General features: G+C 67.1%; 21 protein-coding genes, 1 tRNA gene and 1 pseudogene. 10 read left to right on the top strand and 13 right to left on the bottom strand.

Annotated features, from left to right (window positions below):
- Window positions 1–19 precede the first annotated feature (19 nt).
- Genes K940_RS26620 through K940_RS0101715 form a run of 5 tightly spaced genes read right to left on the bottom strand, consistent with a single transcriptional unit; the run spans window position 20 to window position 5292 of the window.
- The gene (locus K940_RS26620; protein ID WP_036527090.1) at window positions 20–1258 is read right to left on the bottom strand and encodes a phage portal protein; all 1239 of its coding nucleotides are present in this window, start codon (window positions 1256–1258) and stop codon (window positions 20–22) included.
- Window positions 1255–2721: a terminase large subunit domain-containing protein gene (locus tag K940_RS0101730; protein WP_028476095.1), complete on the bottom strand. Its 1467-nt coding sequence runs from the start codon at window positions 2719–2721 to the stop codon at window positions 1255–1257. The genes K940_RS26620 and K940_RS0101730 overlap by 4 nt, the downstream gene beginning before the upstream one ends.
- Window positions 2718–3095: an HNH endonuclease gene (locus K940_RS26615; RefSeq protein ID WP_051406780.1), complete on the bottom strand. Its 378-nt coding sequence runs from the start codon at window positions 3093–3095 to the stop codon at window positions 2718–2720. The genes K940_RS0101730 and K940_RS26615 overlap by 4 nt, the downstream gene beginning before the upstream one ends.
- Window positions 3092–5095: an AAA family ATPase gene (locus K940_RS26610; RefSeq protein WP_231390206.1), complete on the bottom strand. Its 2004-nt coding sequence runs from the start codon at window positions 5093–5095 to the stop codon at window positions 3092–3094. The genes K940_RS26615 and K940_RS26610 overlap by 4 nt, the downstream gene beginning before the upstream one ends.
- A complete protein-coding gene (locus K940_RS0101715) occupies window positions 5092–5292 on the bottom strand; it encodes a hypothetical protein (protein ID WP_028476094.1) in 201 nt (66 codons plus the stop codon). Before K940_RS0101715 ends, K940_RS26610 begins: the two co-directional genes overlap by 4 nt.
- Window positions 5293–5411: 119 nt before the next feature.
- On the opposite strand from K940_RS0101715, the gene K940_RS30635 reads away from it, so the two are divergent.
- Both K940_RS30635 and K940_RS30630 read left to right on the top strand, forming a co-directional pair.
- The gene (locus tag K940_RS30635) at window positions 5412–5951 is read left to right on the top strand and encodes a helix-turn-helix domain-containing protein (protein ID WP_231390205.1); all 540 of its coding nucleotides are present in this window, start codon (window positions 5412–5414) and stop codon (window positions 5949–5951) included.
- Between the two features lie 3 nt (window positions 5952–5954).
- Window positions 5955–6977 (top strand): annotated as a pseudogene (locus K940_RS30630) (tyrosine-type recombinase/integrase); the annotation flags it as partial.
- Window positions 6978–7208: 231 nt separating this feature from the next.
- Here K940_RS30630 and K940_RS0101700 read toward each other — a convergent pair.
- The 3 genes from K940_RS0101700 to K940_RS0101690 all read right to left on the bottom strand — a co-directional run bounded on the left by K940_RS0101700 (window position 7209) and on the right by K940_RS0101690 (window position 8379).
- Window positions 7209–7296 (bottom strand) — tRNA-Ser (locus tag K940_RS0101700).
- Window positions 7297–7359: 63 nt separating this feature from the next.
- Entirely contained in the window at window positions 7360–7794 is a 435-nt protein-coding gene (locus K940_RS0101695) for a nucleoside deaminase (protein WP_036527221.1), read from the bottom strand.
- 45 nt (window positions 7795–7839) lie between these two features.
- Window positions 7840–8379, bottom strand: coding sequence for a tRNA adenosine deaminase-associated protein (locus tag K940_RS0101690; protein WP_028476091.1), 540 nt, complete (start codon window positions 8377–8379; stop codon window positions 7840–7842).
- Between the two features lie 58 nt (window positions 8380–8437).
- Between K940_RS0101690 and K940_RS0101685 the strand changes: the two genes are divergently transcribed.
- Window positions 8438–9388 carry a prephenate dehydrogenase gene (locus tag K940_RS0101685; RefSeq protein ID WP_028476090.1) on the top strand — a complete coding sequence of 317 codons (951 nt, stop codon included), beginning with the start codon at window positions 8438–8440 and terminating at the stop codon, window positions 9386–9388.
- Window positions 9389–9397: 9 nt separating this feature from the next.
- On the opposite strand, the gene K940_RS0101680 is transcribed toward K940_RS0101685, so the two are convergent.
- From K940_RS0101680 to K940_RS0101670, 3 genes are all read right to left on the bottom strand, one after another.
- Complete coding sequence (locus K940_RS0101680) at window positions 9398–10009, bottom strand: putative glycolipid-binding domain-containing protein (protein WP_081706085.1); 612 nt, start codon at window positions 10007–10009, stop codon at window positions 9398–9400.
- Between the two features lie 139 nt (window positions 10010–10148).
- Window positions 10149–12056 (bottom strand): long-chain-fatty-acid--AMP ligase FadD32, encoded by a 1908-nt coding sequence (gene fadD32 / locus K940_RS26600; RefSeq protein ID WP_155980720.1) that lies wholly within the window; start codon window positions 12054–12056, stop codon window positions 10149–10151.
- Between the two features lie 110 nt (window positions 12057–12166).
- On the bottom strand, window positions 12167–13417 hold the full coding sequence (locus tag K940_RS0101670) for a KasA/KasB family beta-ketoacyl-ACP synthase (protein ID WP_028476088.1): 1251 nt from the start codon (window positions 13415–13417) through the stop codon (window positions 12167–12169).
- A gap of 330 nt (window positions 13418–13747) precedes the next feature.
- Between K940_RS0101670 and K940_RS0101665 the strand changes: the two genes are divergently transcribed.
- From K940_RS0101665 to K940_RS0101650, 4 genes are read left to right on the top strand one after another with little or no spacing between them, the layout of a single operon-like run.
- A complete protein-coding gene (locus tag K940_RS0101665) occupies window positions 13748–14881 on the top strand; it encodes a DNA cytosine methyltransferase (protein ID WP_028476087.1) in 1134 nt (377 codons plus the stop codon).
- Entirely contained in the window at window positions 14878–15294 is a 417-nt protein-coding gene (locus K940_RS0101660) for a very short patch repair endonuclease (protein ID WP_028476086.1), read from the top strand. Before K940_RS0101665 ends, K940_RS0101660 begins: the two co-directional genes overlap by 4 nt.
- A gap of 38 nt (window positions 15295–15332) precedes the next feature.
- A complete protein-coding gene (locus K940_RS0101655) occupies window positions 15333–16013 on the top strand; it encodes a DUF998 domain-containing protein (protein WP_028476085.1) in 681 nt (226 codons plus the stop codon).
- Entirely contained in the window at window positions 16010–16735 is a 726-nt protein-coding gene (locus K940_RS0101650; protein WP_028476084.1) for a maleylpyruvate isomerase family mycothiol-dependent enzyme, read from the top strand. Before K940_RS0101655 ends, K940_RS0101650 begins: the two co-directional genes overlap by 4 nt.
- 80 nt (window positions 16736–16815) lie before the next feature.
- On the opposite strand, the gene K940_RS26595 is transcribed toward K940_RS0101650, so the two are convergent.
- A complete protein-coding gene (locus tag K940_RS26595) occupies window positions 16816–20067 on the bottom strand; it encodes a BTAD domain-containing putative transcriptional regulator (RefSeq protein WP_036527083.1) in 3252 nt (1083 codons plus the stop codon).
- 154 nt (window positions 20068–20221) lie between these two features.
- Here K940_RS26595 and K940_RS0101640 point away from each other — a divergent pair, with 154 nt between their 5' ends.
- Window positions 20222–21841 (top strand): MFS transporter, encoded by a 1620-nt coding sequence (locus K940_RS0101640; RefSeq protein WP_028476083.1) that lies wholly within the window; start codon window positions 20222–20224, stop codon window positions 21839–21841.
- 367 nt (window positions 21842–22208) lie between these two features.
- Here K940_RS0101640 and soxR read toward each other — a convergent pair whose 3' ends face one another.
- Entirely contained in the window at window positions 22209–22670 is a 462-nt protein-coding gene (soxR, locus tag K940_RS0101635) for a redox-sensitive transcriptional activator SoxR (RefSeq protein ID WP_028476082.1), read from the bottom strand.
- Window positions 22671–23130: 460 nt separating this feature from the next.
- On the opposite strand from soxR, the gene K940_RS0101625 reads away from it, so the two are divergent.
- Both K940_RS0101625 and K940_RS0101620 read left to right on the top strand, forming a co-directional pair.
- Window positions 23131–24492 (top strand): MFS transporter, encoded by a 1362-nt coding sequence (locus K940_RS0101625; RefSeq protein ID WP_028476081.1) that lies wholly within the window; start codon window positions 23131–23133, stop codon window positions 24490–24492.
- 172 nt (window positions 24493–24664) lie between these two features.
- Window positions 24665–25576, top strand: a complete 912-nt coding sequence (locus tag K940_RS0101620; RefSeq protein WP_028476080.1) for an NADP-dependent oxidoreductase — start codon at window positions 24665–24667, stop codon at window positions 25574–25576.
- Window positions 25577–25581 lie beyond the last annotated feature (5 nt).

Raw genomic sequence — 25581 nt, 5'->3', positions numbered from 1 at the left:
GGCCTCCTGATGTGGTGGGTTATGCGATGGCGGGGATAGAGGGGATGGTGTGTACGTCGTCGTCGGTGTAGCCGAGGCGCCGCAGCGCGTAGGGGGCGGGCAGGAGTCCGGCGGTGAACAGTTTCACGATCGCGTCGGCCTCCTGAGCTACCGAACGAGTAGCGGCGTCGGCCCACTGCACCCGCACATCCACCTGCTCGGGGCCGGTGCCATCGCGGACGGCGACGATCAGGCGGGCCACGTCTTCCCACGCGCGCCCGAACTGGGCTTGCCGTGCCTCGGCTCGGGCGGTCAGCGATGCCTCGGAAGCGCGCAGGGCATCGGCGCTGGCAGGGTTGTCGGTGAACACGCCGACGTAGTGGGCGGGCAGCGCGGACACGGCCATGATCTGACCGAGCAGTACCCGCACCGACGCTTCGTAGCCGGACAGGTCCGCAGCGGCCAACTGCCCGAATTTCGAGTCGGCGGATTCGCTGATCATGGCCCGGTTGCCTTCGGGGATCGGGTTCACCGCGCGGCCGGCGTCGTCTTCCTCCAGCTCGATACCGGTGGCCCAGCGGCGCGGCCGGCCGACGTACTCACTAGTGACCATCATGTCGGCCAGCGACTTGTTGAGCGCGTCCACCAACGGCTTCAGATCCTCGATCTCGCTGCACCCCTCCTCCAACAACCGGTCGGTGTTGCGCAGCCGCACCACCGGGACGACACCGAGCGGGTTCGCCAGCGTTTCGACCACCCGGAACCCTGCCGTGGTGGCGCCCGTCTGCTCGGCGCGCAGCCGCAGGATCTCAGTCGGCCCATACAGGACTGCCTCGGTAGTGGTATCGGTCTCCCACCGTTTCACCGCGTGGGTGATGCGCCGAGTTCCCGGATCGGTCAGGGCAGCAACCTGCTTGGCAGATTCCACAGTCACCTTCGGGCGCCCGTACTGGTCGGCCCACACGATCACGTAGGCGTCCCCGAGCAGCAGTGCTTCGCGGTGGGCGACTCCGGCCAGTTGGTCGAGGTCGTTGCGAGTCCAGTCCTCCCACACCTGCGCGCCGGTGAATCCGGTGACCCGCAGCCGTTCGGCCAGCGCGGTCACCGCCAGGCGAGGAATGTTGGAGGCCATGCGGCCGAACCGGTTGCCCAGCGCCGTTTTCGCCTCCGGCGACAGGAACGCAAGAGGTTGTCGGCCGGTGTAGTAGCGGTCCAATTCCGCATAGCGGGCGGCGGGTTCGTCGAGCCGCTGGAGCAGCCGGGTCAGTAGATCGTTCATTGGAAACTCCTCACTCGTTTCTTGCTGGATTTCGTGGAATGCCATGCGGCGCGGTCGAAGGCGACGATGGCGGCGACAGCGGCGTCGATCTTGCGGGGCGAGCCGCGCTTGTCCTTGGAGACGAGGTCTCCCATCGGGGTGGGTTTGGCGACGCAGTGCGCGATATGCGCGGCCAGGCGCGGATCACCGTCATGGGTCATGGTCCGGGTGACCACGGCTTGATAGAACCGGTCGGTGGCCGGTGCCATCCGCGCCGCGTGCGCGGTATTCCACTCCAGCACCCGCTTCTCCCCGTGCCGGGCGGCCCATGTCTCGATTTCGCTGCGCCACCCCCACGGATCGCACGCCAGCTCCACCACGTCATAGGTGTCGAATGCGACCGCGACAGCGTTGTCGACGTCGGCGCGTGGTACCCGCCAGCGGGGATCGTTCTGGTTCTCCCACAACCCTTCTACCCACAGGTGCCCGTCCAGGGTGCAGCCCACCAGCGCCGTAGAGTCCCCCGACGCCGATCCGTCGAAGGCCAGCACCACGCGGGCCTTGTTCGTCGAGAGTGTCAGCCTGTCACGTTCGACAGCGCACGCGGCCCACGCTCCCCACGGCAACCACGCTTCGGCACCGGTCACCCACTGGCCCAACCGCAGTTGCCGGAACACCGGTTCCCGGATCGTCTTCCGCGCTGCCTCGAGTCCGTCCTCGGACAGGAACGGGTCCTTGCACGACAGGGCCGGATTCGCGATCCGCCACGCCTGCCGGTCGTCGACCGCGCACCCGGGCGGGGCGGCGAACTCGCGGAAGTAGAACGCCGGATCGTCCCCGGCACGGCCGTGTTCGACCAGGCGCCACATGATCGAGTCCGGGCTACCCGCCGGAGTGGAGATGGCCAGGGTCAACGATTCCGGGCGCTTACCCGCTACCGACGTGACGGCCTCCCACACCTGCTCGGTGACCACATGCAACTCGTCGACGATCTGTAGCGACGGGTCATGCCCGTGCAGCGCACCCGGTTCAGCGGGCAGCGGCAACAAGGTCGCATCGTTCTCCGGCACATACAGCCGGTCGGCGTAAACCTGCACCCGCTCCGCCAATACCGGGTTCAGCTCCACCATCCGGCGCGCGTACCGCAGGGTGATGTTGGCCTGGCGCTGATCGGAGGCGACGACGAGGACTTCAGCCGAGGGCGGGCCGACGAACAGTTCCGCCAGCGCCAGCGCGGCGGCGAGCATGGTCTTGCCGTTCGCGCGCGGAATCGACACCAAGGCGGTACGGACACCGGGAGCGAACGCGCCCCGCACGATCTCGGACTGAAAACCACGCAGCACGAACGGGTTTCCGGCACCGTGCCCGCGCGGGGTGACCAAATACGTCTTGATGAACCGCTCGCGGCGCTTGGCCCGGTCACGCGGCCAGCCCTTGAAATCCAGGGGCTCGGCGGTGATCTGCCCCTTCGGCCCCGCCCTCATGACCGGCCCCGCACGGTGTGTAACGCGAACTCCGCCTGCCCCGGGGACGGAGAACCCACCCGTGCAGGGGCTATCCCCCTGGTGCCCTTGCGGCTGTTGCACCGCTTGCACAGCACCTGAAGGTTGCCCAGCTCGTAGGCCAGGTCCGGGCGTGCGCAGACCGGTTCGATGTGGTCGACGGTCAACTCGTCGGTGGCACCGCACGATGTGCACCACGGCTGGATCTGCCGCAGCCGACGCGACAACCGCTTCCACCGGGCACCGTTCCAATGCACATGATCACGGTCACGCACCCGGTCATCGGTACGTGCGTGATCCGGGCAGCGGGCGGCTTCGCTGGGCTCACCGCATTCCAGGCAGGGGCGCAAGGTCATGCCGCGCCCCCGCCGACGAGCCGGAGTTGATGATCGGTGGTGGCCGCTCGGTCACGACAGTCGGCGTGGATACCATCACGAGCAGCGATGGCGCCGAGCGCGTACGCGCACACCGGGCACTTGTCGGCCGGTTGTGCCGCAGTCGTGTCATGTGTGGGCGGTTGGCACGACTGCGGATTCTCTTCAGTCGTGCCACCCTGTTTTCCCTGGTCGGGTTCAGTTGTGCCAGTCGTGCCAATCGTGCCACGTGTGAGGGCGTCGGCGGTGTCGGTGGCAGCACTGGTAGGCAAGCGCCAATAGGTGGTGCGGGGATAGCCGCTGTCGGAGATCTCCACGCCCAGTTTCCGGCGCGCCCGCTGTAGTGTCCGGTCGGAGAATCCGGCCTTGACGCCGTCGCGTTTGGCGTCGGCCGACTTCGCCGACCCGGCCGCCTCAAGGTAGTCCCGCAGCCACCTCTCGGCCGTCGAGCGCTCGGCCTTCTCGTCCTCGTCGTGGGCGCCAGCAGCTCCGGCGAGTAGTTCGCGGGCGTCACGGTCGGTCTCACCCAACCAGCGGATCGCACCGACTTCGGCCGGGCCGTCCTCGGTGGCGACCGTGGTCGATTCGATCACCGCTTCCATGGACCGGGTACGCGGGGCGAGGTTGCCCTTGGTGTTCGTCACGACCAGGTTGCCGCCCTCGTCGTCGCGGGCGACCGCGAGCACCGACCGGGCCACCTGCGACCATGCGATAGAGCCGAGGATCAACTTCCCGGTGTCGTTGCCGTCGCGCTTGCCGAAGTGGCACACGCCCAGCACCACACAGTCACGCCGGGCGGCGAGCTGGGCCAGTGGCTCGAGGAACTGCCGCACCTGTCGGTCGTCCTTGCCCGACAGTTCCGCCGACATGGCCGAGGTGGCCGCGTCCAGCACGATTAGCGACACCCGCTCGGCGGTGATGACGCCGTCGAGCATGGCGATATCCGATGGCAGCGACAGCACCCCGGCGTCGGAGTGCTCGGTTTGCACGTCCAGGAACAGCACCCGCGACATGTCCGCACCCGCGGCGCGGAGCCGGGGCGCGACTGTGTGTTCGCGGCTGTCTTCGGTGTGCAGGTAGATCACGGTGCGCGGCTGCCCGAACCACTCGCCTCCGGCCAGTCCGCCGCACGTCACCTCGGCCGCTACCTGCGCCGCGATCGTGGACTTACCGAGACCTTCACGCCCGGCGAGCAGGGTGAGAGATCCGGCCGGCATCCAGTCGGGCATGACCCACCGCACCCGCTTGGCTGCCACCTCGGAGCCGCGCGTGACCTTCAGCTTGCGTGCGGGCCGCACCTCACCGAGCACAACAAGGTCTTCCGCACTATGCCCGGCGGCGATGTGGTCGGCCAGATCCTTACCTGCCTTGACCTCGGCGACCGTCACCGACTTCGCTAGTCCGACAAGGTGTTTGGCGACCTTGTCGGCGCGAGCACGGCCTTTGTCGTCTCGGTCGGCGACGACGATCACAGTGCGGTCGGCCAGCGGCGACCAATCTGCCCTGCCCGGCGGATGGTCCGCGCCCTGGTTCTGCGTTACCGCGTAGATACCAGCCGCGCGGGCCGCAACGACATCCTTTTCACCCTCCACCACATAGATGACCGTGTCAGTGTCGGCGGAGAGACGGTCGGACCCGAACAGGGCCTTGCCCTCCTTCTTCCCGCCCTGAGCGAAGGTCTTCTTGTTCCCTCCCCTGGTGTAGAAGCGAATGACCTGGCGGCCGTCCGGGTAGTCGTAGCGAGTACGCGGACGGTCGAACAGATCGACCTTGGACAGCCCGAGAGAATCAAGTACGCCATCAGGATCGGCATTGAAGGGGTGGAAGATCACACCGTCTTCGGTGCGCCGGAACGAGATTCCGTCGTCGTCGTGGCTGTGGCCCGGCGCGGAGGCGCGGCCACGGTCCCCCTTGACCGTGACCTTGCAGCCAGCGCCTCCCAAAGCATCGACGAAGCGCTCGAATGCGCTGGTTGCGCTCACGCGCCCACGCCGTTGCACTTCACGGTGTTCCGCTCCTCGAACTCCAGAACGCTGGACAGCGGGTAGAAGACGTGCTTGCCAACCTTGATGTAGTCAGGGCCGACCCGCAGATAGCGCCACTGCGCGAGCGTTCGCTCGTTCGGCCGACCATGCCAACGTCCGGCGAGCTGCTTCGGGGTCAAGCGTTCGTCAGCCATGCGATTCCTATCGAAATGATGCGTATCTGCATCGCTTTGATCTTCCAGTCCGATGATGCAGATTGAACGAATCGGAGTCAAGTTGATACATAGTCAGATCATTTTGATAGTCTTCGCTCATGGCTCCGAAAATGAACCCACTGGGACCGACCGGTGAAGCCGTCCGGGCGAACGTCGCCCGACACCGGAAGCGCCTCAACCTCACATATGCCGAACTGTCGCGCAGACTGGACTCCATCAACCGGCAGATCCCAGTGCTCGGCCTCTCTCGAATCGAAGCGGGAGAGCGGCGAGTTGATGCCGACGACCTCTTGGCCCTTGCTGTGGCGCTCGAGGTCTCGCCCACCACATTGCTGATGCCAGACGCCGCACGACGCGACGATCCGGTCAGCGCGACCGGCATCGAAGGCCCGGCACAGGACATCCTCGGGTGGCTAAGCCTCGAGGTGCCTATCGAGCATGTCGGCAAAACGGAAGATCAACGCGACGTCCGCGACGGAATGAAGTTCATTGCCGACGCACTACCCCGCTGGACTACCGAAGGCATGAAGTTCGGGCAGGTACCCGGCACAGGGCACCGTGAATACACGGCGGAATTGTTCCAAAAGATGCTGCGAGACCTGCGCGCCGGAGATCCCGACGCACCGATTGAGGGATAGCTGATGGCGAGCGTCGAGTCGTACGAAACCAAGTCGGGCACTCGGTACCGCGTCCGCTACCGCATGCCCAACGGAAAGCAGACCGACAAGCGCGGGTTTAAGCGCAAGCGCGATGCCGAGCAGTTCTTGAATACGGTCGAGGTCAAGAAGATGACCGGCGACTACATCGCGCCGTCACTGGGCCGCATCACGGTTGCCGAACTGGCTCCCGACTGGTTGAAGGAGAAGAAGGCCAGCGTCGCGCCCTCCAACTATCGGACTCTCGACTCCGCATGGCGCACACATGTCGAACCGCGATGGGGCGGCGTCCGCATCGGCGACGTGACTCAGGATGCGGTGCGGGACTGGATCGTTGACATGCGCTTGGCCGCTCAGGAACGCGCCGAGGCCAAAGGCAAGCCTGATATCAATGCCGGGGCGACCACGGTTATCCGCGCATTCGGCGTCCTCGCGAGCATCCTCGATACGGCGGTCGAGACCAAGAAGCTCCTGCCGAAGAATCTCGCACGCGGCAAGACCGTCTCCCGAGTGCTACCGACGAAGACCATGAAGAGGCATGTCTACCTCAAGTCCGACGACGTGGCCCGTCTAGCGAAAGAGGCTGGTAAACATCGCCTTTTGGTGCTCATGCTGGCCTACTGCGGTCCGCGCTGGGGTGAGCTGATCGCATTGCGGGTCCGTGACGTTGATATCGTCCGGGGCCGACTTACGGTGGCCGACAACGCTGTACAACTTGGTGTCGACCACGCCAAGGGGCCGACCAAGGGCAAGGAGATTCGTAGCGTCCCGGTGCCCCGGTTCGTCCTCACCGAGTTGGTCGCGCACATCAAGGGGCGCGCTCCCGATGCTCTGGTGTTCCTGCATCCGGACGACGCGACCAAGTACTTGCCGCGGCCGAAGACCGTTGATGGTTGGTTCACAGGGGCCGTGAAGCGGGCAGAGGTGCAGCCGATCACGCCTCATGACCTACGCCATACCTGCGCGTCACTGGCGGTATCGGCGGGCGCGAACGTGCTGGCGCTGGCGCGCTTGCTCGGCCACAAGGACGCCAAGGAGACGCTCAACACCTACTCCGATCTGTTCGACGAAGACCTCGACAAGGTAGCGAGCGCGATGGACAAGGCATACGCGCCGCCGGAGCGTGGGCACGATGTGGGCACACCCGAATGTGGGCAAAATGTGGGCACAAGCCCCGACCGCGCGTTCTGCGGCGAAGAAAAATGCCCATCACCTGCGCGAACAGATGATGGGCGGAAGCGGTGGCGGAGGGATTTGAACCCTCGGAGGGGGGTTACCCCTCACACGCTTTCGAGGCGTGCTCCTTAGGCCGCTCGGACACGCCACCGCGCACAACCATACCCGACTGGCACTCGATCACTAAATCACGCCCGTAGCCGGGGCTACGGTGTCAGCGCCGAGTGCGGAAGAACTGGTCGAGCAGCGCTGCGCACTGCGGCTCGAGCACTCCGCCACGTACCTCGGGCCGGTGGTTGAGCCGACGGTCACGCACCACGTCCCACAGTGAGCCGACAGCGCCGGTCTTCGGCTCCCACGCACCGAAGACCAGCCGATCCACCCTGGCCAACACCAGCGCGCCGGCGCACATCGTGCACGGCTCCAATGTGACCGCGAGGGTGGCGCCCTCCAGCCGCCATCGGTCACCGTGTACCGCGGCGGCGCGCCGCAGTGCCAGGATCTCCGCGTGTGCGGTCGGGTCGCCGAGCGCCTCGCGCGCATTCGCGGCGCGTGCCAGCTCGCGTCCCTCGGCATCGAATACCACTGCTCCGACGGGCACATCGTGCTTCCCTGCGGTCGCCGCGGCGGCCAACGCGACCCGCACCATGTCGGCGTCCGAGGAGGCCGAATCGTCCGGCAGGATTCCCACGGGTCAGCGCGGCAGTTTGTCCAACACCGCGGACAGCTCGTCGGCGAAACCGAGCCGCTGCGCGATCATGCCGAGCTGCTCGTCCGGGTAGAGCTCGGACTCGGCGACGATGACACTCAGCACGGGCTCGGGCAGACCGAGATCGGCGAGCACACCGAGGTCGCCTTCCTCCCACGGTTCGACATCATCGAGGTCGTCGGGATCGATATCGGGAATTTCGACATTCAGCGCATCCAATGCATCTGCGGCAATGTCGTAATCGATCGCTGCGGTTGCGTCCGAGACCAGCATCCGTGTTCCACTCGGCGCGGGTCGAAGCACGATGAAGAACTCGTCATCGACATCGAGCAATCCGAACACCGCTCCAGAGCTGCGCAAGGCCTTCAGTTCGCTTTCCGCGGCAGACAAATTGGCCAGCGCGGCCCGACTCAGCGGACTGCATCGCCATTTGCCGTCTTCGCGGACCACCGCCACTGCGAACCCTTCTACGTCATCGTAATCGTCCGACGCCGCCCTATTGGTGCCCGAGCGCTGTGCTGCCATGGCCGCAACGGTAGTCTGCTCGAGCGGAAATGTTGAAGTCGTATGCCAATCTGTTCCGGTGACTTCGGGAAACAACACGCCCGTCTGTATCCTCGGAACTGGCTTGATAGGCGGGTCGCTGCTGCGCGCAACCGTCGCGGCGGGTTATACGGCCTGGGGATACAACCGTTCCTCCACAGGTGCGCAGGCCGCACGCGCCGACGGATTCGATGTAACCGAGGAGTTGCCCACCGCGCTGCAGCGCGCCGCGAACACCGACGCGCTGATCGTGATCGCGGTGCCGATGCCCGCGGTGGACAGCATGCTCTCCGCAATCGCGACCTTCGCGCCACACTGCGCACTCACCGACGTGGTGAGTGTGAAGGCCCCGGTCATGGCCGCGGTACAGCGATACGGTCTCGCCGGCCGCTACGTCGGTGGCCATCCGATGACCGGTACCTCCGCCTCCGGGTGGTCGGCTACCGATGCCGACCTGTTCCGTGGTGCGGTGTGGGCTGTCGGCGTGGACGAGGGAACCCACGCCGATCCCTGGACACAGCTGGTGCGGCTCGCTGTGGATTGCGGCTCCGTCGTCGTCCCGGTGGTGGCCGCGGAACACGATCGCGCCGTCGCGCGCGTCTCACACCTGCCCCATGTCCTTGCCGAGACACTCGCCGTGGTCGGCGCTGCAGGCGGCGACCTCGCACTCGGCCTCGCCGCGGGGTCGTTCCGTGACGGCACACGGGTCGCGGGCACCGCACCGGAACTGGTGCGCGCGATCTGCGATCCGAATTCCGGCGCCCTGCTGGAAGTTCTGGACGAAGCGCTTCATGTCCTGGGCGCGGCCCGCGATAGCCTGGCCACCGACACCTCGCTCGGCGAGCTCACCGACACCGGACACGAGGCGCGACAGCGCTACGAATCGGCCCACGGGTGGGAGATCACCGGCGTCCGGCCCGGCGACCACGGATGGCTCGAGACCTTGCGCGCCGCCGGAGCGCGGGGCGGCATTCTCAGCCGACTGAGCTGAACGGGCAGCTCAGACCCGCTGCGCCAGTCCTGGGTAGTCCAGGAGAAAACCCTGGGCATCCACAGTCACGGTCGCACTGGAAACCGGAGACAATACGCTGATGCCATTGGCGGCGCTGCTGTAGACCAGCGTGGCCTCTTGAACCAGAAGGTCGGGCAAACGGACATAGACGACAGGGACCTCGACGTCCTCGACTCCACGCTGCAAACCGTGACGACGGATCGGCAGGGTATTGAAAAACGGGCTGAGCACCACGTCCACGTCGAGCGCGCCGGAGAAGGTGGTGCGCACATGGCTGCCGCCCGCGTCGACGAGCCAATAGTTCTCCTCGTCACGCGCGATCGAGGCATGGCGCTCACCACCAGCCGTCGTGGTGCGCAGCGAGAGCCGCCTGGTGACGCCACTCTCGTCGGTGACCAGGTCATAAGAGGCGCTGAATGCGGGGTGATCCGCACACGCTGCCCCGATCATGCGTCCCGCGGCGCGGATACGATTGCCGGTGAGCGTCACTCGCACCGACTCCATCCGTGACCCATCGTGCGCGCGCCAGGTGAGAATCGCCGGCCACCGGGATTCCTGCGGACTCGCGGCGGGGTTCTCTGGGCCGGAGGCTGGGGTCATCACACATCTACCGTAAGCGACGTCCGAGCCCGGCCCCCGCAACCGTCGCGCATCGCGCGGGCAATGCGTGCCGTGTGATCTCGACCTCGGGTCCGCGCAAGCGCACGGTCGGAAATCTACCGACGATCGGACGCCGGTCCTAGCCGGCGACCACCGTCTCCGATTCCCACGCGTGCGCCGAGTCCGGGAAGGCCTGCTGCTGGTAGCCGCCGCGCAGCGTGCCCTCGAGGTAGGCGCTCCGGCACGCGCGGCGAGCGATTTTGCCACTGGAAGTGCGTGGAATCGAGCCGGCCGGCACCAACAGCACGTCGCGCACCGTGACCCCGTGCCGCCGTGCGATGGCAGCTCGCACGGTGTCGGCGACCGGCGCGGGCTCCACCTTGCTCGAGCCGGTATTGCGTTCGGCGACGATCACCAGTTGCTCGGAAGTGTCCTCTGCGTCGGCCGACGTCCCGACGACCTGCTCGGGTAGCTCGTTGGCGGGCACCGAGAACGCAGCGACGAAACCGGGCCGCAGCGCGGTACTGGCTTCCTGCGCAGAATATTCCAGGTCCTGTGGATAGTGATTACGACCATCCACGATCACGAGGTCCTTGACTCGACCGGTGATATAGAGCTCGCCATCGACGAAAGCACCGAAATCGCCGGTCCGCATCCAGCTGGCGTCCTGGGGAATGCCTTCCGCATGGCTGCCGTCCGGCTGCCGCGCGGCCAAGCGCGCGCGGAACGTGGCACGGGTTTCCTCGGGGCGGCCCCAGTATCCGGTGCCCATGTTCTCGCCGTGTAGCCAGATCTCGCCGACCTCGCCGTCGCGTCGCTCGACGCACTGCTGGGGATCGACGATCACCGCCCACTGCGACCGCGCGACATAGCCACAGGACACCTGCGCCACCGCATGATCGACGTCTTCCGGGACCTCGACCATGCGTCCGAGGTTCAGCTCGGCACGGTCGACGTAGATCACTCTCGCCTTGTCCTGCGATCTGGTTGCCGACACGAACAATGTCGCCTCTGCCATGCCATAGCAGGGCTTGATCGCCGTCTCCGACAACCCGTAGGGGACGAATGCTTCATTGAACTTCTTCATCGACGACACCGAGACCGGCTCGCTGCCATTGATCAACCCGATCACATTGGACAGGTCCAATTCCGCCCCCGGCTTCGGCTTACCGCGCGCTGCGGCGTGCTCGAACGCGAAGTTCGGCGCAGCGGCAAAGGTTCCCGCACCATCGGACGCCGCAGCCAACTCCTTGATCCAGCGATAGGGGCGGCGAACGAACGCATTCGGCGACATGATCGTGATGAAGCCGCCACCGACGGTCGGTAGGATCACGCACAACAAACCCATGTCGTGATACAGCGGCAACCAGGTGACTCCGCGCGAACGTTCGGTGACACCGATGGCGTCGATCATCTGCAACAGGTTGGTGCCCACGGCGCGGTGGGTGATCTCCACACCCACCGGTGTCCGCGTGGACCCGGAGGTGTATTGCAGGTAGGCGACGCTGTCGATGTCGATGTTCGGTCGCGCCCAGGACGCACCGACGGTGTCCGGAATCGCTTCCACCGCGATGATGCGCGGACGCTGTGCCGCGGGCAGGTGTCGGAAGAATTTCCGCACGCCGGTGGCCGCGGAACCCGCGGTGAGGATCGCGGCGGGGGCGCAATCCGCGAGTACGGCGCGCAATCGGTCGGTGTGACCTTGTTCCTCTGGGTCGAACAGCGGTACCGCGATATTGCCCGCATACACGGCGGCGAAAAGAGACACCACGTAACCGAGCCCCTGTGGCGCCAGTATTGCGACCCGGTCGTTCGGCACCGTGACCTGTTGCAGCCGGGCGGCCACCGCACGCAGCCGCACACCGAACTGACGCCAGGTGAGTTCGTGGTATTCACCGTCACGTTCGCGGGAATAGTCGATGTAGCGGTACGCCAGATCGTCACCGTTGTCCGCGCTGTGCTTGTCGACGAAGTCGATCAGAGTCTTGTTCCCGCGAATCTTGATATTGCCCTGATCGTCCAGATAGTCGTCGAAGGTTTCGTCGATCATCGCCTTTTCCTTTTCCAACGCACAGACACGTCGGCTGTGCAATGACACCGAACACAGATCGCACCGAAGCGGCGGGAAGACCAGAAGGTATCCCGGCCACGTCGTTGTCAGTACCGGCCGAAAGCGAGCGCAACATTGTGCCCGCCGAAGCCGAAGGAGTTGTTCACCGCGTAGTCGATGCGGCCCTGCCGCGCTTGGCCGCGCACGATATCGAGATCGATCTCGGGATCTTGGTTGTCCAGATTCAGTGTGGGCGGCACGATTCCATCACGCACGCTGAGTACGGTGATCACCGATTCGAGTGCCCCTACCGCGCCGATGGAATGGCCGAGCGCCGATTTCGGCGCGTAGACCGACGCGTGCTTGCCGATCGCCTCGGTGATCGCATGCGATTCGGCCGTGTCACCGATCGGGGTGCCGGTCGCGTGCGCGTTGACGTGCGTGACATCGTCTTTGGTCAGACCCGCCGTCTGCAGCGACCGCGTCATTGCGCGCGCTGCGCCGGCACCGTCCGGATCCGGCGCGACCAGATGGAAGCCGTCGGAGGTGACGCCCGCGCCCAGCAGCCGGGCATGGACGGTGGCGCCGCGCGCCTTCGCGTGTTGCTCCGTCTCGAGCACCATCATCGCGCCCGCCTCACCGAAGACGAAACCGTCGCGATCGACGTCGAACGGTCGTGAGGCGCTCTTCGGATCGTCGTTGCGAGTACTCATCGCGCGCATCATCGTGAACGCCGCGATCGCGACCGCCTGGATCGAGCCCTCCACTCCACCGGTGACCACGATGTCGGCATCGCCCAGGACGATCATCTTCCACGCGTTGGCGATCGCTTCCGAACCCGACGAACAAGCCGACACCGCGGTGGTCACCCCGGCACGCGCACCGAGTTCCAGGCCGACACACGCTGCGGACCCGTTCGGCATCGCTGCCCGCACGGAGTAGGGCGAGACCTTGCGGTGGCCGCCGTTGTTCAGCTTGTCCCGCGCGTCGATGATCGCCTCGGCGCCGCCCAGCCCGGTGCCGAGACAGACGCCGAGGCGGTTGCTGTCCACCGCGGGATTGCCTGCGTTACGCCAGACTTCACGAGCGAGCACGACAGCCATCTGCTCCACGTAGGACAGTCCGCGGGTCTCACCTTTGGTCAGGCCCGCGGCGGGGGAAACCTTCAGGTGGCCGCCGATCCGCACGGGCAGCTCGAACTGGTCGATGAACTCGTCTTCCAGGTGGTCGATTCCGCTTTCACCATGGAGCAGGCCCTTCCATGTGGAGTCCACGTCACCGGCGATGGACGTGGTCGCCGCGAGGCCGGTGACCACAACGGGTGGGAATTGCCCGTTCTTGGTGGAAGGAGTCTGCATGTTTGCTCACTTTCTCGGCGTCGCTCTGGGAACTTGTCGAGCAGAAAGCACGTGCGCGAGCGCGCCACCGGAATCGTGGACGGCCCGAGCGGATGACACTGGAGCACAGGCTGGTCAGCAGATCATCACCATGTGCGACCACCTCTGTGCATTATTCGAAAAGCACGCCGATCGCACTGTGTGACACGCGGACGGTACCAGGTACCGACGGCGTTGGTCGCATAGTTCGGCGATCACCGTCGGCGACTCGAGTAACGTGCTCCCGGGCACGGGCCGCGGACAACGCCCGGCAGGGACAGGAGAAAGGGACGGTCGTTGACGGGCGCGCGGATGGTCGGGCTGTTCGCCGGCATCGGTGGACTCGAGCTCGGTCTGCGCCAGCACGGATGGCGCACCGAACTCCTGTGTGAAATCGATCCCGGCGCACAAGGCGTGCTGGCAGCCCACTTTCCCGACGTAGCACTGCATTCCGACATCACCCGCTTGCGCGCCATCCCACCGAGGACGGAGCTGGTCGCGGCCGGTTTTCCCTGTCAAGACCTCTCGCAAGCCGGCCGCACCGCGGGTATTGCCGGCGCTCGGTCGGGCTTGGTCGACGAAGTGTTTCGGCTGGTGCGTCGCAAACGCGGTCCCCGTTGGCTACTGATCGAAAACGTACCGTTCATGTTGCGACTCGATCGCGGCGCGGCGATGCGCCATCTCACCGGCTCGCTCAGCGAGCTGGGCTACACCTGGGCCTACCGAGTGGTGGACGCACGTGCGTTCGGCCTGCCGCAGCGGCGTCAACGAGTCTTGATGCTGGCCTCGCGGACCGAGGACCCGCGCGAGGTGCTGTTCGGCGACGATGCCGGGCCGCGCGCCATCGGTGATCCCGCGCTCGATCCCTGCGGTTTCTATTGGACCGAAGGCGTACGTGGACTGGGCTGGGCGGTGAACGCCGTACCGACGCTGAAGGGTGGCTCCACGCTGGGAATCGCGAGTCCACCCGCGGTGCGGCTACCGTCCGGTGAAATCGTGACCCCCGGCATCGCCGACGCCGAGCGCCTGCAAGGATTCGCCCCGGGCTGGACCGCGCCCGCGACCGACGTCCCCGGCGTGCGAAGCGGCCATCGTTGGAAACTGGTCGGCAATGCGGTGAGCGTTCGCATGGCGTCCTGGATCGGCGCACGGCTGGCAGCGCCGCTCGAACCGATCTCTGCAGACCGGCCACTGGCGCCGGGTACTCCGTGGCCGGTTGCCGCGTGGGGGCGTGCCGACATGGCCTACCAGGTGCCGGTGTCCACATGGCCGGTGCACGAACCTTACGAAGACCTGACCGATTTCCTCACCGATGCGCGACTGCTGTCCGCCCGCGCCACAGCCGGATTCTTGCGCCGAACCAGCAGGGGACGCCTACGCTTCCCGTCAGGGTTCCTCGCCGACGTGGAAAGTCATCTCGACCGCATGGGCGGTTGGGCGGCATGACGCGGCGGCCCAGCACCGATGCGGCGACCAGCGCGCGACTGGCGCGTCAGCCCCGCACCGGAACCGGTCCGGAACTGGCGCTGCGGCGCGAGCTGCACCGGCGCGGGCTGCGCTATTTCGTCGATCGGGCCCCGATCCGCGGGCAGCGCCGCCGCGCCGATGTGGTGTTTCCACGCCGCCGAGTCGCGGTCTATGTCGACGGTTGTTTTTGGCATCGCTGCCCGCAACACGCCACCGCGCCGAAGAACAATGCCGAATGGTGGGCGGCCAAGCTGGCGGGAAACGTAGCCAGGGACCGCGCCACCGATGCGGCGCTGCTCGCAGCCGGATGGCTGGTCGTTCGCGTCTGGGAGCACGAGGACCCGATCAGCGCGGCCGACCGCGTCCAAGCGGCGCTGAGCTGCGGCCAATGAAATAGTTCCCGAGGTGGCCGAAGCCGCACAATGGGATCGTGACCGGTAGCCCAGAGATCGCTGAACAACACACGCGGGTGGCGCTGGCGACCATCGCGACGTCGCTCGCCATCGCTGGAGTGTGCTATTCGTCCTGGGTACTCGAATTCGTACTGCCGATCCACGGCGACCCGGCCCACTCGTTTCTCAGCGAGCTGGCCATGGAGGGCAAGCCGTACCGGGAGGTATTCACGACCGCCGATGCGATTGCCGGAGTGCTGCTGATCTCGGCGTCGGTCACGGCGATCATGCTGTTCCCCCGGCATAGGCTCACGACGGTGGGTTGGCTCGCATTGGGCTGTTTCGGTGCGTCGACCATTGCGGACGTGCTGCTGCCGTTGCGCGACCACGCCTCGAGCGCACCATTTTCCCAGCTGCATCAGCCACATGCCATGGCGAGCACGCTGGCAGTCACCTCGATCGCAGTTGCCGCGCTGTCCTTCGGTGTGGCTGCGTTCCGGTATCGACGCTGGCGAATTCTGCGTGAGTTCGGTTTCGTCTCGGTGGTGATCGGATCGATAGCGACGATCTGGATGCTTTTCGGCGACAACTACTCCCCGGGCATCGCCCAACGCATCCAGATCGGGGCAATCTCATCGTGGTTGCTCGCCCTTGCCGTCACGATGATCGTGGAAGGCTCCGACTGGACCGACCCGACCACGCTAGGTTCGAGGGTGTGACGACTACTGTTTCCCAGATTCCTGGACAACTCGACGGCGTCGCCGCGGCGACCACCCGCCTGCTCGACACCATCCGGGGCCTCGATGAGCGCGCCATTGCCGAACCCTCTCTGCTGCCTGGCTGGACGCGCGGCCATGTTCTGTCACACCTGGCCCGCAATGCCGACAGCCTGCTGAATCTATTGCTGTGGGCACACACCGGCGTCGAAATCCCGCAGTATGCCAGCAGCTTCCTGCGCGACCACGACATCGAGGCGGGCGCAGCACGCCCGCACAACGAGCAACTCGCCGACAACGAGGCAGCCGCAACACGCTGGCTGGGCCTCGCACGATCACTCACCGACGACACCTGGCAGGCCCGGGTACGCACGCGACAGGGCCGCCCGATACCCGCGAGCGAAGTACCGTGGATGCGGCTACAAGAAGTCGAAATCCACCATGTCGACTTGAATGCGGGCTATCAGCCCTCCGACTGGCCGGCCCCTTTCGTTGCGCGCATTCTGCCTCGGGCAGCTGAGGATCTGACCCACCTGACCGCTGACTTCCCCTTGGAGTCCTTCGCCATCCACGCCGCCGATACCGGCTTCACCGCCACCATTGGCGCCTCGCCCGCTACTCACACCATCACCGGCCCCGCTGCATCGCTTGCCGCCTGGTTACTCGGCCGCCGCCCCGGTTCGGATTTGACCGGTGAACTCCCCACCCTTCCGGCCTGGAAGTAACACACGAAGCACCTGGCAACAATGAATTTCGTACTCGGCGTTACAGACCGAGGACGATAGGTTTTTCGACCGGCTGTCGGCTATCGGTCCTCGTCCGCGACCAGCCCCTGCGCCTCGTCCGGGCGCAGCATCCGGCCGCGGGCGAACGCGGCGGCGCGCTCACCGGCGGTGAGCGCGGCAGTGATGGCGGTGTCGATCCGTTCGACGTCGCCGCTCTCGGCAGGTGGCAACGGCACTCCGGTCGACTCTCGGGCCGCGGCGGCTGCGCCGAGTAGCCGCGCCGCCTGCTCGTACCGGTCCGCGAGCGCCTCGGCGCCGGCGAGCCCCTCCAGCGCCAGAGCCACAGCACGCGGATCCCCGACGTGCCGCGCGGCGGCGAAACCGGCCAGGTGCAGTGCTCGAGCAGTGTCGGCGCCACCACGCTGTTCGGCGATGAAGCCGAGCTCGGCCAAGACCAGGGTGTTGCCCGGCTCGAGCTCGACCTGGCGGTTCCATTCGAGCACCACACGTAGGTGTTCCTCGGCGAGGTCGAGTTTGCCGGCTCGGCGGGCTCCCAGCGCCAGACCGATGCGCGCGAAAATCTCGCCGGGCTTGAAACTCTGCTCGGTCGACAACCGAAGCGCTCGCTCGTGCAGGTCCCACGCCCGGTCGAATGCCCCTGTCAGCAGCGCGATCCGACCCAGTCCGGACAGCCGGTCGGCGGCCTCGGTCCACAGACCCAGATCCTCCGCGATGGCCAGGCCGTCACAGTGCAACTGCGCGGCTCGGTCGTAGTCGCCGGTGATCTCGGCCAAGGCCGCCAGCGGATATACCGTCTGCAACTGGCCCCACCGGTCACCGAGTTCACAGAACAGTTCGGCGCTCCGGGCGCCATCTCGGCCCACGGCGGCGAGATCACCGCGAACCAGTGCCTGTTTGGCGCGTTCCCCGAGGGCGGCGGCCAGACCCCATCGATCACCGCTGACTTCGAATCCGGCCAGGGCCTGGTCGATCAGGTCCTCGCTGGTGACCAGGTCGCCTGCGAGGTGGAGAGCGAGACCGAGGAACCAGCGGGCGCTGGCCAGGCCTCGCGGGTCATCGACACCGTCGAAGGCATGCAAGATCGCCCGGCTGTGCCCGACCCGATCGGTCACCTCACTGGCCAGCAGATCGACGCCGGCCTGCCAGGTAAGAGCGCGAGCCCGGTCGGCACGGGGCGCCTGCCCGCCGAGGGCCAGCGCGCCGGCAAAGGCCCGGCGCGCTTCCTGCAACCGGCCTCGCAGAAACCAGTACCACGCCATCCCATTTGCCAGGCGCAGGGTCTGGTCGGCTGCGCCATCCTCCACCGCTCGATCGAAGGCATGGCGGATGTTGGCGCTCTCCAGGTCGAGACGCTTCAGCCAGATTCGTTGGTTGCGCCCGCGCAGGTGACCGTCCGCCTGTTCGACGACGTCGCGGTAGTACCGCAGGTGTCGCCGGCGGACGGAACCATCCTCGCTGGCCTGGCGCAGACGCTCGATACAGTAGGCAGCGACCGACTCCAACAACCGATACCGCACGCTGTCCGAGTCGTCGATCACAGACACCAGGGAGCGATCGACCAGGCGGGCGAGCAGACCAGGGACCTCCTCGGAGGGGACTGCCTCACCCGCACAAACACTCTCGATCGCAGCGAGCGTGCAGCTGTCGGTGAATACCGCGAGTCGGCGCAGTAGGGCGCGCTCGGCGCCAGGCAGCAACCCCCAGCTCCAGTCGATCATCGCGCGCAGAGTCTGCTGCCGGGGCGGAGTTCCCCGGTGGCTGGTGGCCAGCAGGCGGAACCGGTCGTCCAGGCGCGCGACCAGTTCGTGTACCCCGAGAGCACGCACCCGGGTCGCCGCCAGCTCCAAGGCCAAGGGGATGCCGTCCAGACGCTTGCAAAGCTCCGCTACGGCACGTGCGTTGGCGTCGGTCAGGGTGAAACCCGGCGCCGCCGCGACGGTCCGCAGGACGAACAGCTCGACGGCGCTGGAACGCCGTAGGACCGCGGTGTCCGGGACTGCGGCGAGGTCGGGCAGATCCAGCGGAGGCACCTGCCACACCACCTCCCCGAGTAAGCCGATCGACTCCCGGCTGGTGGCCAGGATTCGCAACCGGGGAGCCGCGCGCAACAACGGTTCGATGAGCCGGGCGACGTCATCGATGATGTGTTCACAGTTGTCGAATACCAGCAGGATCTCGCGCGCGTGCAGCGCCTGCGCCAATTGGGCCTCGATATCGACCGGCCTGCCGGCCCGGCCGAATCCAACTCCGTCCTCTCGGATTCCCAGCACGGCCAGGACGGCCCCGGCGAGGGCCGCGACGGCATCGGGTTGCTCACGGCGGCCGAAGGCCGCCAACTCGACCAGCCAGGCGCCGTCGGCGAACCGGCTGGGGAGACGAGTGGCGATTTCCATCGCGAGCCGCGTCTTGCCGACGCCGCCGGGTCCCACCAAAGTGACCAGTCGATTGGCCTCCAGCAAGGCGGTGACCTCCTCGACCGCCGATGCCCGCCCGATCAGGTCGGTGATGGCCGCGGGCAGGTTGGTGCGCACCTGGACTGTCCGGGCCTCATCTGGTTCGGTGTCCAGGCTGGGGTCCTGGCGCAGGATCGCCTCGTGCAGAGCGGTCGATTCGGGGCTCGGATCCACGCCGAGCTCGTCACCGAGGCGCAAGCGCAACTCGGCGGCGCTGGCGAGGGCTTCGCTCTGCCGCCCGGCGCGGTACAGGGCTCGCATGTGGACCGCTCGCAGCCGTTCACGCAGGGGATGCCGCTCGACGAGGTTGCCGAGCTCCGCCGCGACCTGGGTGTGTTCGCCCCGTACGAGCCGAGTTTCGGCACACTCCTCGACGACGGCCAGGTGGAGCTGCTCGAGCCGGCTGACGGCACTGCGGGCAAACGCGGCGTCGGCGAAGTCGGCTGCGGCGGGACCGCGCCACAGGGCCAGAGCCTCGGTGTACAGCGCGACCCGCTCATCGACATCGTGGGCGGTACGGGCCCTGATCGTCAGGGCGGTGAAGGCCCCGATGTCGATGTCGTGCGGATCGACGTCGAGCCGGTAGCCGGCGGACTCCAACACGACGAGGGACCGACTGCCCGGTTCGGCGGCCTCCAGTGCCCGGCGAAGTCGAGACACTTTGCTTTGCAGTGCGCCGGTGGGATCGCCAGGGAATCCCTCCTCCCACAGATCCTCCACGAGACGATCCACCGACACTGGACGCCCCTCGTGCAACAGGAGGTCTACGAGGAGGGCGCGGACCTTGACACCCGGGATCCTGACCTGCTGCCGATCCTTCGCCCACACCCGCAGGGGGCCGAGGACCTCGAAGCGCATGACGGCAACGATAGCTCGTTGCCACAACACCGGTCGATCCGTTGACCGGCAGTGGTCAGTGGACGGGCAGTGGATGGACTGTGGACCAAGTGACCATAGACCGTCGGCGCCCGGGAACTCGGGCGCGCTCCACCCACCGAAAGGGATAGGACCCATGGCCACGAGCTCATCGGCCGAGTTGAATCAGCGTGCCGGACCTCGGGAGTGGATCGGTCTGGGCGTGCTCGCCCTGCCCACGATCCTGTTGTCTCTCGATGCCACCGTGTTGTATCTGGCCACCCCCCATCTGGGGGCGGACCTACGCCCGGACAGCAACCAGCAGCTGTGGATCGTCGACATCTACGGTTTCATGATCGCTGGGTTCCTACCGACCATGGGGGCGCTCGGGGACCGCATAGGTCGGCGCAGACTTCTCATGATCGGGGCCGCTGCGTTCGCCGCGGCGTCCGTCGTGGCCGCCTACGCCCCCAGCCCCGAGGTTCTGATCGCGGCCAGGGCACTGTTGGGTGTCGCCGGTGCGACGCTGATGCCGTCCACTCTGGCACTGATCAGCAACATGTTCCGTGATCCGCAGCAACGCGGCACGGCGATCGGGATCTGGGTCGCCTGCTTCTCCGTGGGTATCGCGATCGGCCCGATCGCGGGCGGTCTGCTGCTGGAGGCTTTCTGGTGGGGGTCGGTGTTCCTGCTCGGCATACCGGTGATGGTGGTGTTATTGGCGACCGCGCCGACGCTGCTGCCGGAGTATCGACAGCCACAGACCGGCCGGCTGGACTTCGCCAGTGTGCTGTTGTCGCTCGGAGCCGTCCTGCCGGTGGTGTATGCGGTAAAGGAGTTCGCCGACGATGGCTTCGGTTTGCCGGTCGCGAGCGCACTTGTGATCGGGATCCTCCTCGGAGTCGTTTTCGTGCAACGGCAGAACCGGTTGGCCGACCCGCTGCTGGACCTGAGCCTGTTCCGGCAGCGTTCCTTCAGCGCTGCGCTGGCCATTCTGCTGCTCGGCCTGGGAATCATGGGCGGGACCTACCTGTTCGTCACCCAGTACCTCCAGCTCATCGAAGGACTGTCGCCGATGGCGGCCGGCCTGTGGCTATTGCCGTCCGCGCTGGCCCTGATCGTGGCGTCGTCGGTGACCCCGTTGATCGCCCGGCGAATATCTCCCGGCTACGTGGTCGCTGGGGCGCTGATGCTGTCCGGGCTGGGCTATCTGATGATCAGCCAAGTCGGCAGCTCCTCGGGTCTGCCGCTGCTCGTCGCCGGGTTCGTCCTGGTGTACACGGGCACCAGTCCGACCATGGTGCTCGGCACCGACCTCGTTGTCGGTGCGGCCCCGCCAGAGAAGGCCGGCTCGGCGTCGGCGATGTCGGAGAGTGCGATGGAGTTCGGCATCGCTTTCGGCGTGGCCCTGCTCGGCTTGGTCGGAACCACCGTGTACCGCAGCGAGATGGGCCGGTCCTTGCCGGCCAATGTGCCGACAACGGCTTACGACACAGCAAGAGAAAGCGTCGTGGCAGCTCACGGCGAGGCGGCCAGGCTCTCGCCCGGCCCCGCCGAGGCGCTGCTGGAGTCGGCTCGGGACGCCTTCATAGCCGGCATGAACGTCGTTGGCTGGGTCAGCCTGGTCGCAGTCGCGCTACTGGCGTGTGTCGCGCTGAAGATTTTGCGGCACGTCCCGCCGATCGGCGCCGGGCCCGAGCCGATGGACGACGCCGGCGGGACGCTGGCCGACGCGCCGGCGGACCCGGCGCGGGAAGGTGGGCCGGCTCCGGCATGACGCAGGCCCGAACCACGGCCGATCGGCAAATAGTCCTTTGGGTGGTCGGTCCTCCGGGTGGTCGCTGCGCGGTGGGTCGGCCAGAGGCGTCAGGTCGAACGTCGACGGGTCGATGACCGTTCGGCGCCGGGCGATGAAGTCCGTCAGCGCCGGCGCGCCCCACGTTCGGCCTGAGCGTGGCACTGCGCACTGCGAGTGCTCCAGCGTCGACTTGAATGCGCCGGACTACCGGATTGCTTCCCACCCGTCTCAGGGCCGCGCACAGGTCTTCCGCCTTCGGCAAGCAGGTCTCGATCGAAGTTCTCGCGACAACGACGTCGGCAGCCGACCGAGGGGCTGGTCTGCGACCGGTCGTCAGGCCCGGTCGTCAGGCCCGGTCGGGATACAGGCGCTGCGGCCCCGCGCCGCGTAGTCCGTCCCGGTCATCGGGGTTGACGAGGGTGCAGCGCGACATCGACAGGCACCCGCACCCGACGCACTCGGTGAGAGCGTTGCGTAGCCGCTGCATCTGCTGGATCCGCTCATCGAGCAGAGCCTGCCAGGAAGACGAGAGCCGCGCCCAGTCGTCGCGGGTCGGCGTGCGCTCCTCGGGCAACTGGTCGAGCATCTCCTTGATGGCGCCCAGTGCGATACCCAGGCGCTGTGCCGCCCGGATGAACGCCACCCGACGCAGCTCTTCTCGGGCGTAGCGGCGCTGGTTGCCCGGCGTACGCCGGCTGCGGATAAGCCCCTTGGCCTCATAGAAGTGCAGCGCAGACACAGAGACGCCGCTGCGCTCGGCGAACTGACCGATAGAGATTTCCTTTGTGGACCAGGGGATTTGCGGCACGGCGGCCATTCTAGAGTCGGCCGGGACTCCTCGCCGCCGCTCGACGCTCATCGCCATGCTACGCGGGATCCACACCACCACGATCGACTACGACGGCCACCCGCTCGAACAGCAGCCCAGCCGCGTCGAGTCACCCGACCGGCCATGACGATCCACCTCGCCGGTCACCGTGCCGAGCCGGACACATCCGCTACAGGCAGCCTTGACCTCAACCACGGTTGAGGTGAAACGCTGCTTCCCATGGTCCGGGTGGAGGTCTGGGCAGACCTGAACTGTCCGTGGAGCTATAGGGACAAGCGTCGGTTGCAGCGGACGTCCGGCCGGTCGAGCCGGCGTAATACAGCGGCAGTGGTTTGGCGCAGCTATGTGTTGGCTCCGGGCAGCTCCCGGATACCAGGACTCCACGCATCCTGCCGAGCTGGCGCCTATTCCCGTCCCCATATATCGGAAGCGAGCCATCATGTTCTCCACCATCGACGCTGCCTCCCCATCCGCGGAGCGGTTGCGGGTACTGGCGATCGGCATGATTGCGTTGACGGCATTGGTCGCGTTCGAGTCCTTCGCGGTAACCACCGCCATGCCCACAGTGGCGCACGCACTCGACGGCCTCTCGCTGTACCCCCTGGCATTCGGTGGGACGTTGGCGGCGGGCGTGGTGAGCATGGTCCTGTCCGGCCGGTGGTGCGACCTCGCCGGCCCGTCCGCGCCGCTGCGCGCCGGCGTGGCGGTGTTCGTGGCGGGCCTGCTCATCGCCGGCGCGGCGCCCACCATGTGGCTGCTGGTGCTGGGCCGGATCATCCAGGGACTCGGCGGTGGCCTGATGTCGGTGGCGCTCTACGTGGTCGTCGGCCGGGCGGTTCCCGTGGAGCTGCGGCCGCGGGTGTTCGCCCTCCTCGCGGGCGCCTGGTTGGTGCCCTCCATCGTCGGCCCGGCATTCACCGGCGCCATTGTGCAGCACGCCGGCTGGCGCTGGGTCTTCTACGGGGTGGCCTTGTTGGCCGTTCCGGCCGCGGCGCTGGTCCTGCCGCGGGTGCGGGGACACCGCGAGCCCGACCGGCGCGACCGCCCGGCGCCGCGGTGGCACCGGCTGTGGTGGGCGATCGGCGCCGCCACTGCAGCCGTGCTGATGCAGTACGGCGGCCAACGCGACGGACTCGTTGCGGTGCTGCTGATCCTCGTCGGGACGGCCGGCCTCGTCGGATTCGCGCCGCGTCTACTACCGCCGGGTACCTTCGCCGCCCGACCCGGCCTACCCAGTGTGATTGCTCTTCGCGGCGTGGCCGGCGCGGCGATGGCCGCCACCGAGATCTTCGTACCGTTGCTGCTGGTGCGCGAACGCGGTCTGACACCTTCGATAGTGGGCCTCGTCCTGGCCGCCGGCGCGATCGGCTGGTTCGCCGCCTCCTGGGTGCAGGGCCGTACCCCGGAACGGTGGCCGCCCACCCGCTGGCTGGTCACCGGAATGACGATCGAGGCAGCGGGAATCGCCACCATTACGGCGACCGTCGTGCCGGCCATACCGATCGCGGTCTGCGTGGCGGGCCTGGTGCTGCTCGGCGTCGGAATGGGCCTGATCTACCCCGTGCTGCCGGTGGCGACCCTGTCCCTGTCGGCCCCGCACGAGCAGGGCGCCAACACCTCGGCGCTCCAACTCAGCGAGTCACTGTTCGTCACCGCGGCGCTCGCCGGCACCGGAGTGCTCTTCGCGGTCTGGCTTTCCCACTCGGCCAGCACCGCCTATCTGGCCGGTTTCGCGCCGGCTCAGGCGCTCGCGCTGCTCGGTGTGCTGATCGCATGGCGGACACGGCTGCCGGCCGGCTGACAGGCGGCAGCGATGGCGCGCGAAGTTCGATCAGCAGCTCCCACGACCGTCGCTGCCCTGGCTGGAAGCTCGACGTGATCACCGGCACATTGACCTCAACTGTGCTCGAGGTTAGAGGATCGACGGGAGGCGGGTGCGCCCGCCGCTACACGCAAGTCAGAGAGGGGACCTCATGAAAACAGCAGCATTCCACTCCTTCGGCGGGCCGGAGGTGCTCCAGGTGGTGGAGGTGGCCACGCCCCAGGCTGGTCCCGGACAGGTGCGGGTGCGGGTCGCCGCCGCCGGCGTGCAGGCCTACGACTGCGCGGTGCGCGCCGGATGGACGCCGCCAGGCGCCGCGCTGACCTTCCCGCAGACCGTGGGTAACGACTTCGCCGGGGTCGTCGACCAGGTCGGCGCCGATGTCACCGGCGTCGCCGTGGGGGACGAGGTGCTGGGGTGGGCGCTGCTGTCCTGCTACGCCGAACAGCTCGTGGTCCCCGTCGACCAGATCGTGGCCAAGCCCACCGGAATGCCCTGGGATGCGGCCGGGGCACTGTCGGCGTCCGCCCAGACCGCGCACACCGCACTACGAGCATTGAGGGTGGGTGCTGGCGACACGGTGCTGATCCACGCGGCGGCCGGCGGAGTCGGTACAGCGGCGGTCCAACTCGCCCGGCTGTGGGGCGCCACGGTGATCGGCACGGCCAGCCCACGTAACCACGACTATCTGCGTTCGCTGGGTGCCGTACCCACCGAGTACGGCGATGGACTGGTCGCGCGAGTGCAAGCGCTGGCGCCCGGCGGGGTGACGGCTGCGCTCGACGCCATCGGCGGCGAAGCCCTCGACGCCTCCGTAAAGCTGGTCGCCGATCTCGACCGAATCGGCACGCTGGTCGACTTCGACCGGGTCGAGCAGCTCGGCGTCCGGGCGATCTTCAGTGAACGGACCCGAGACCGGCTTGCGGAACTCACCGAGCTGTACGACCGAGGCGAGCTGCGCATCGAGGTCTCCGGCCGCTATCCGCTACACCGCGCGGCCGACGCCCATCACGAGATGGAAGGCGGCCATGTCCGCGGCAAGATCGTCATCACCCCGAACTGAGCCCT

It is taken from the genome of Nocardia sp. CNY236, from assembly GCF_000482385.1.
Taxonomy (GTDB): Bacteria; Actinomycetota; Actinomycetes; order Mycobacteriales; family Mycobacteriaceae; genus Nocardia.
This window is presented reverse-complemented; position numbering and strand designations above follow the sequence as displayed.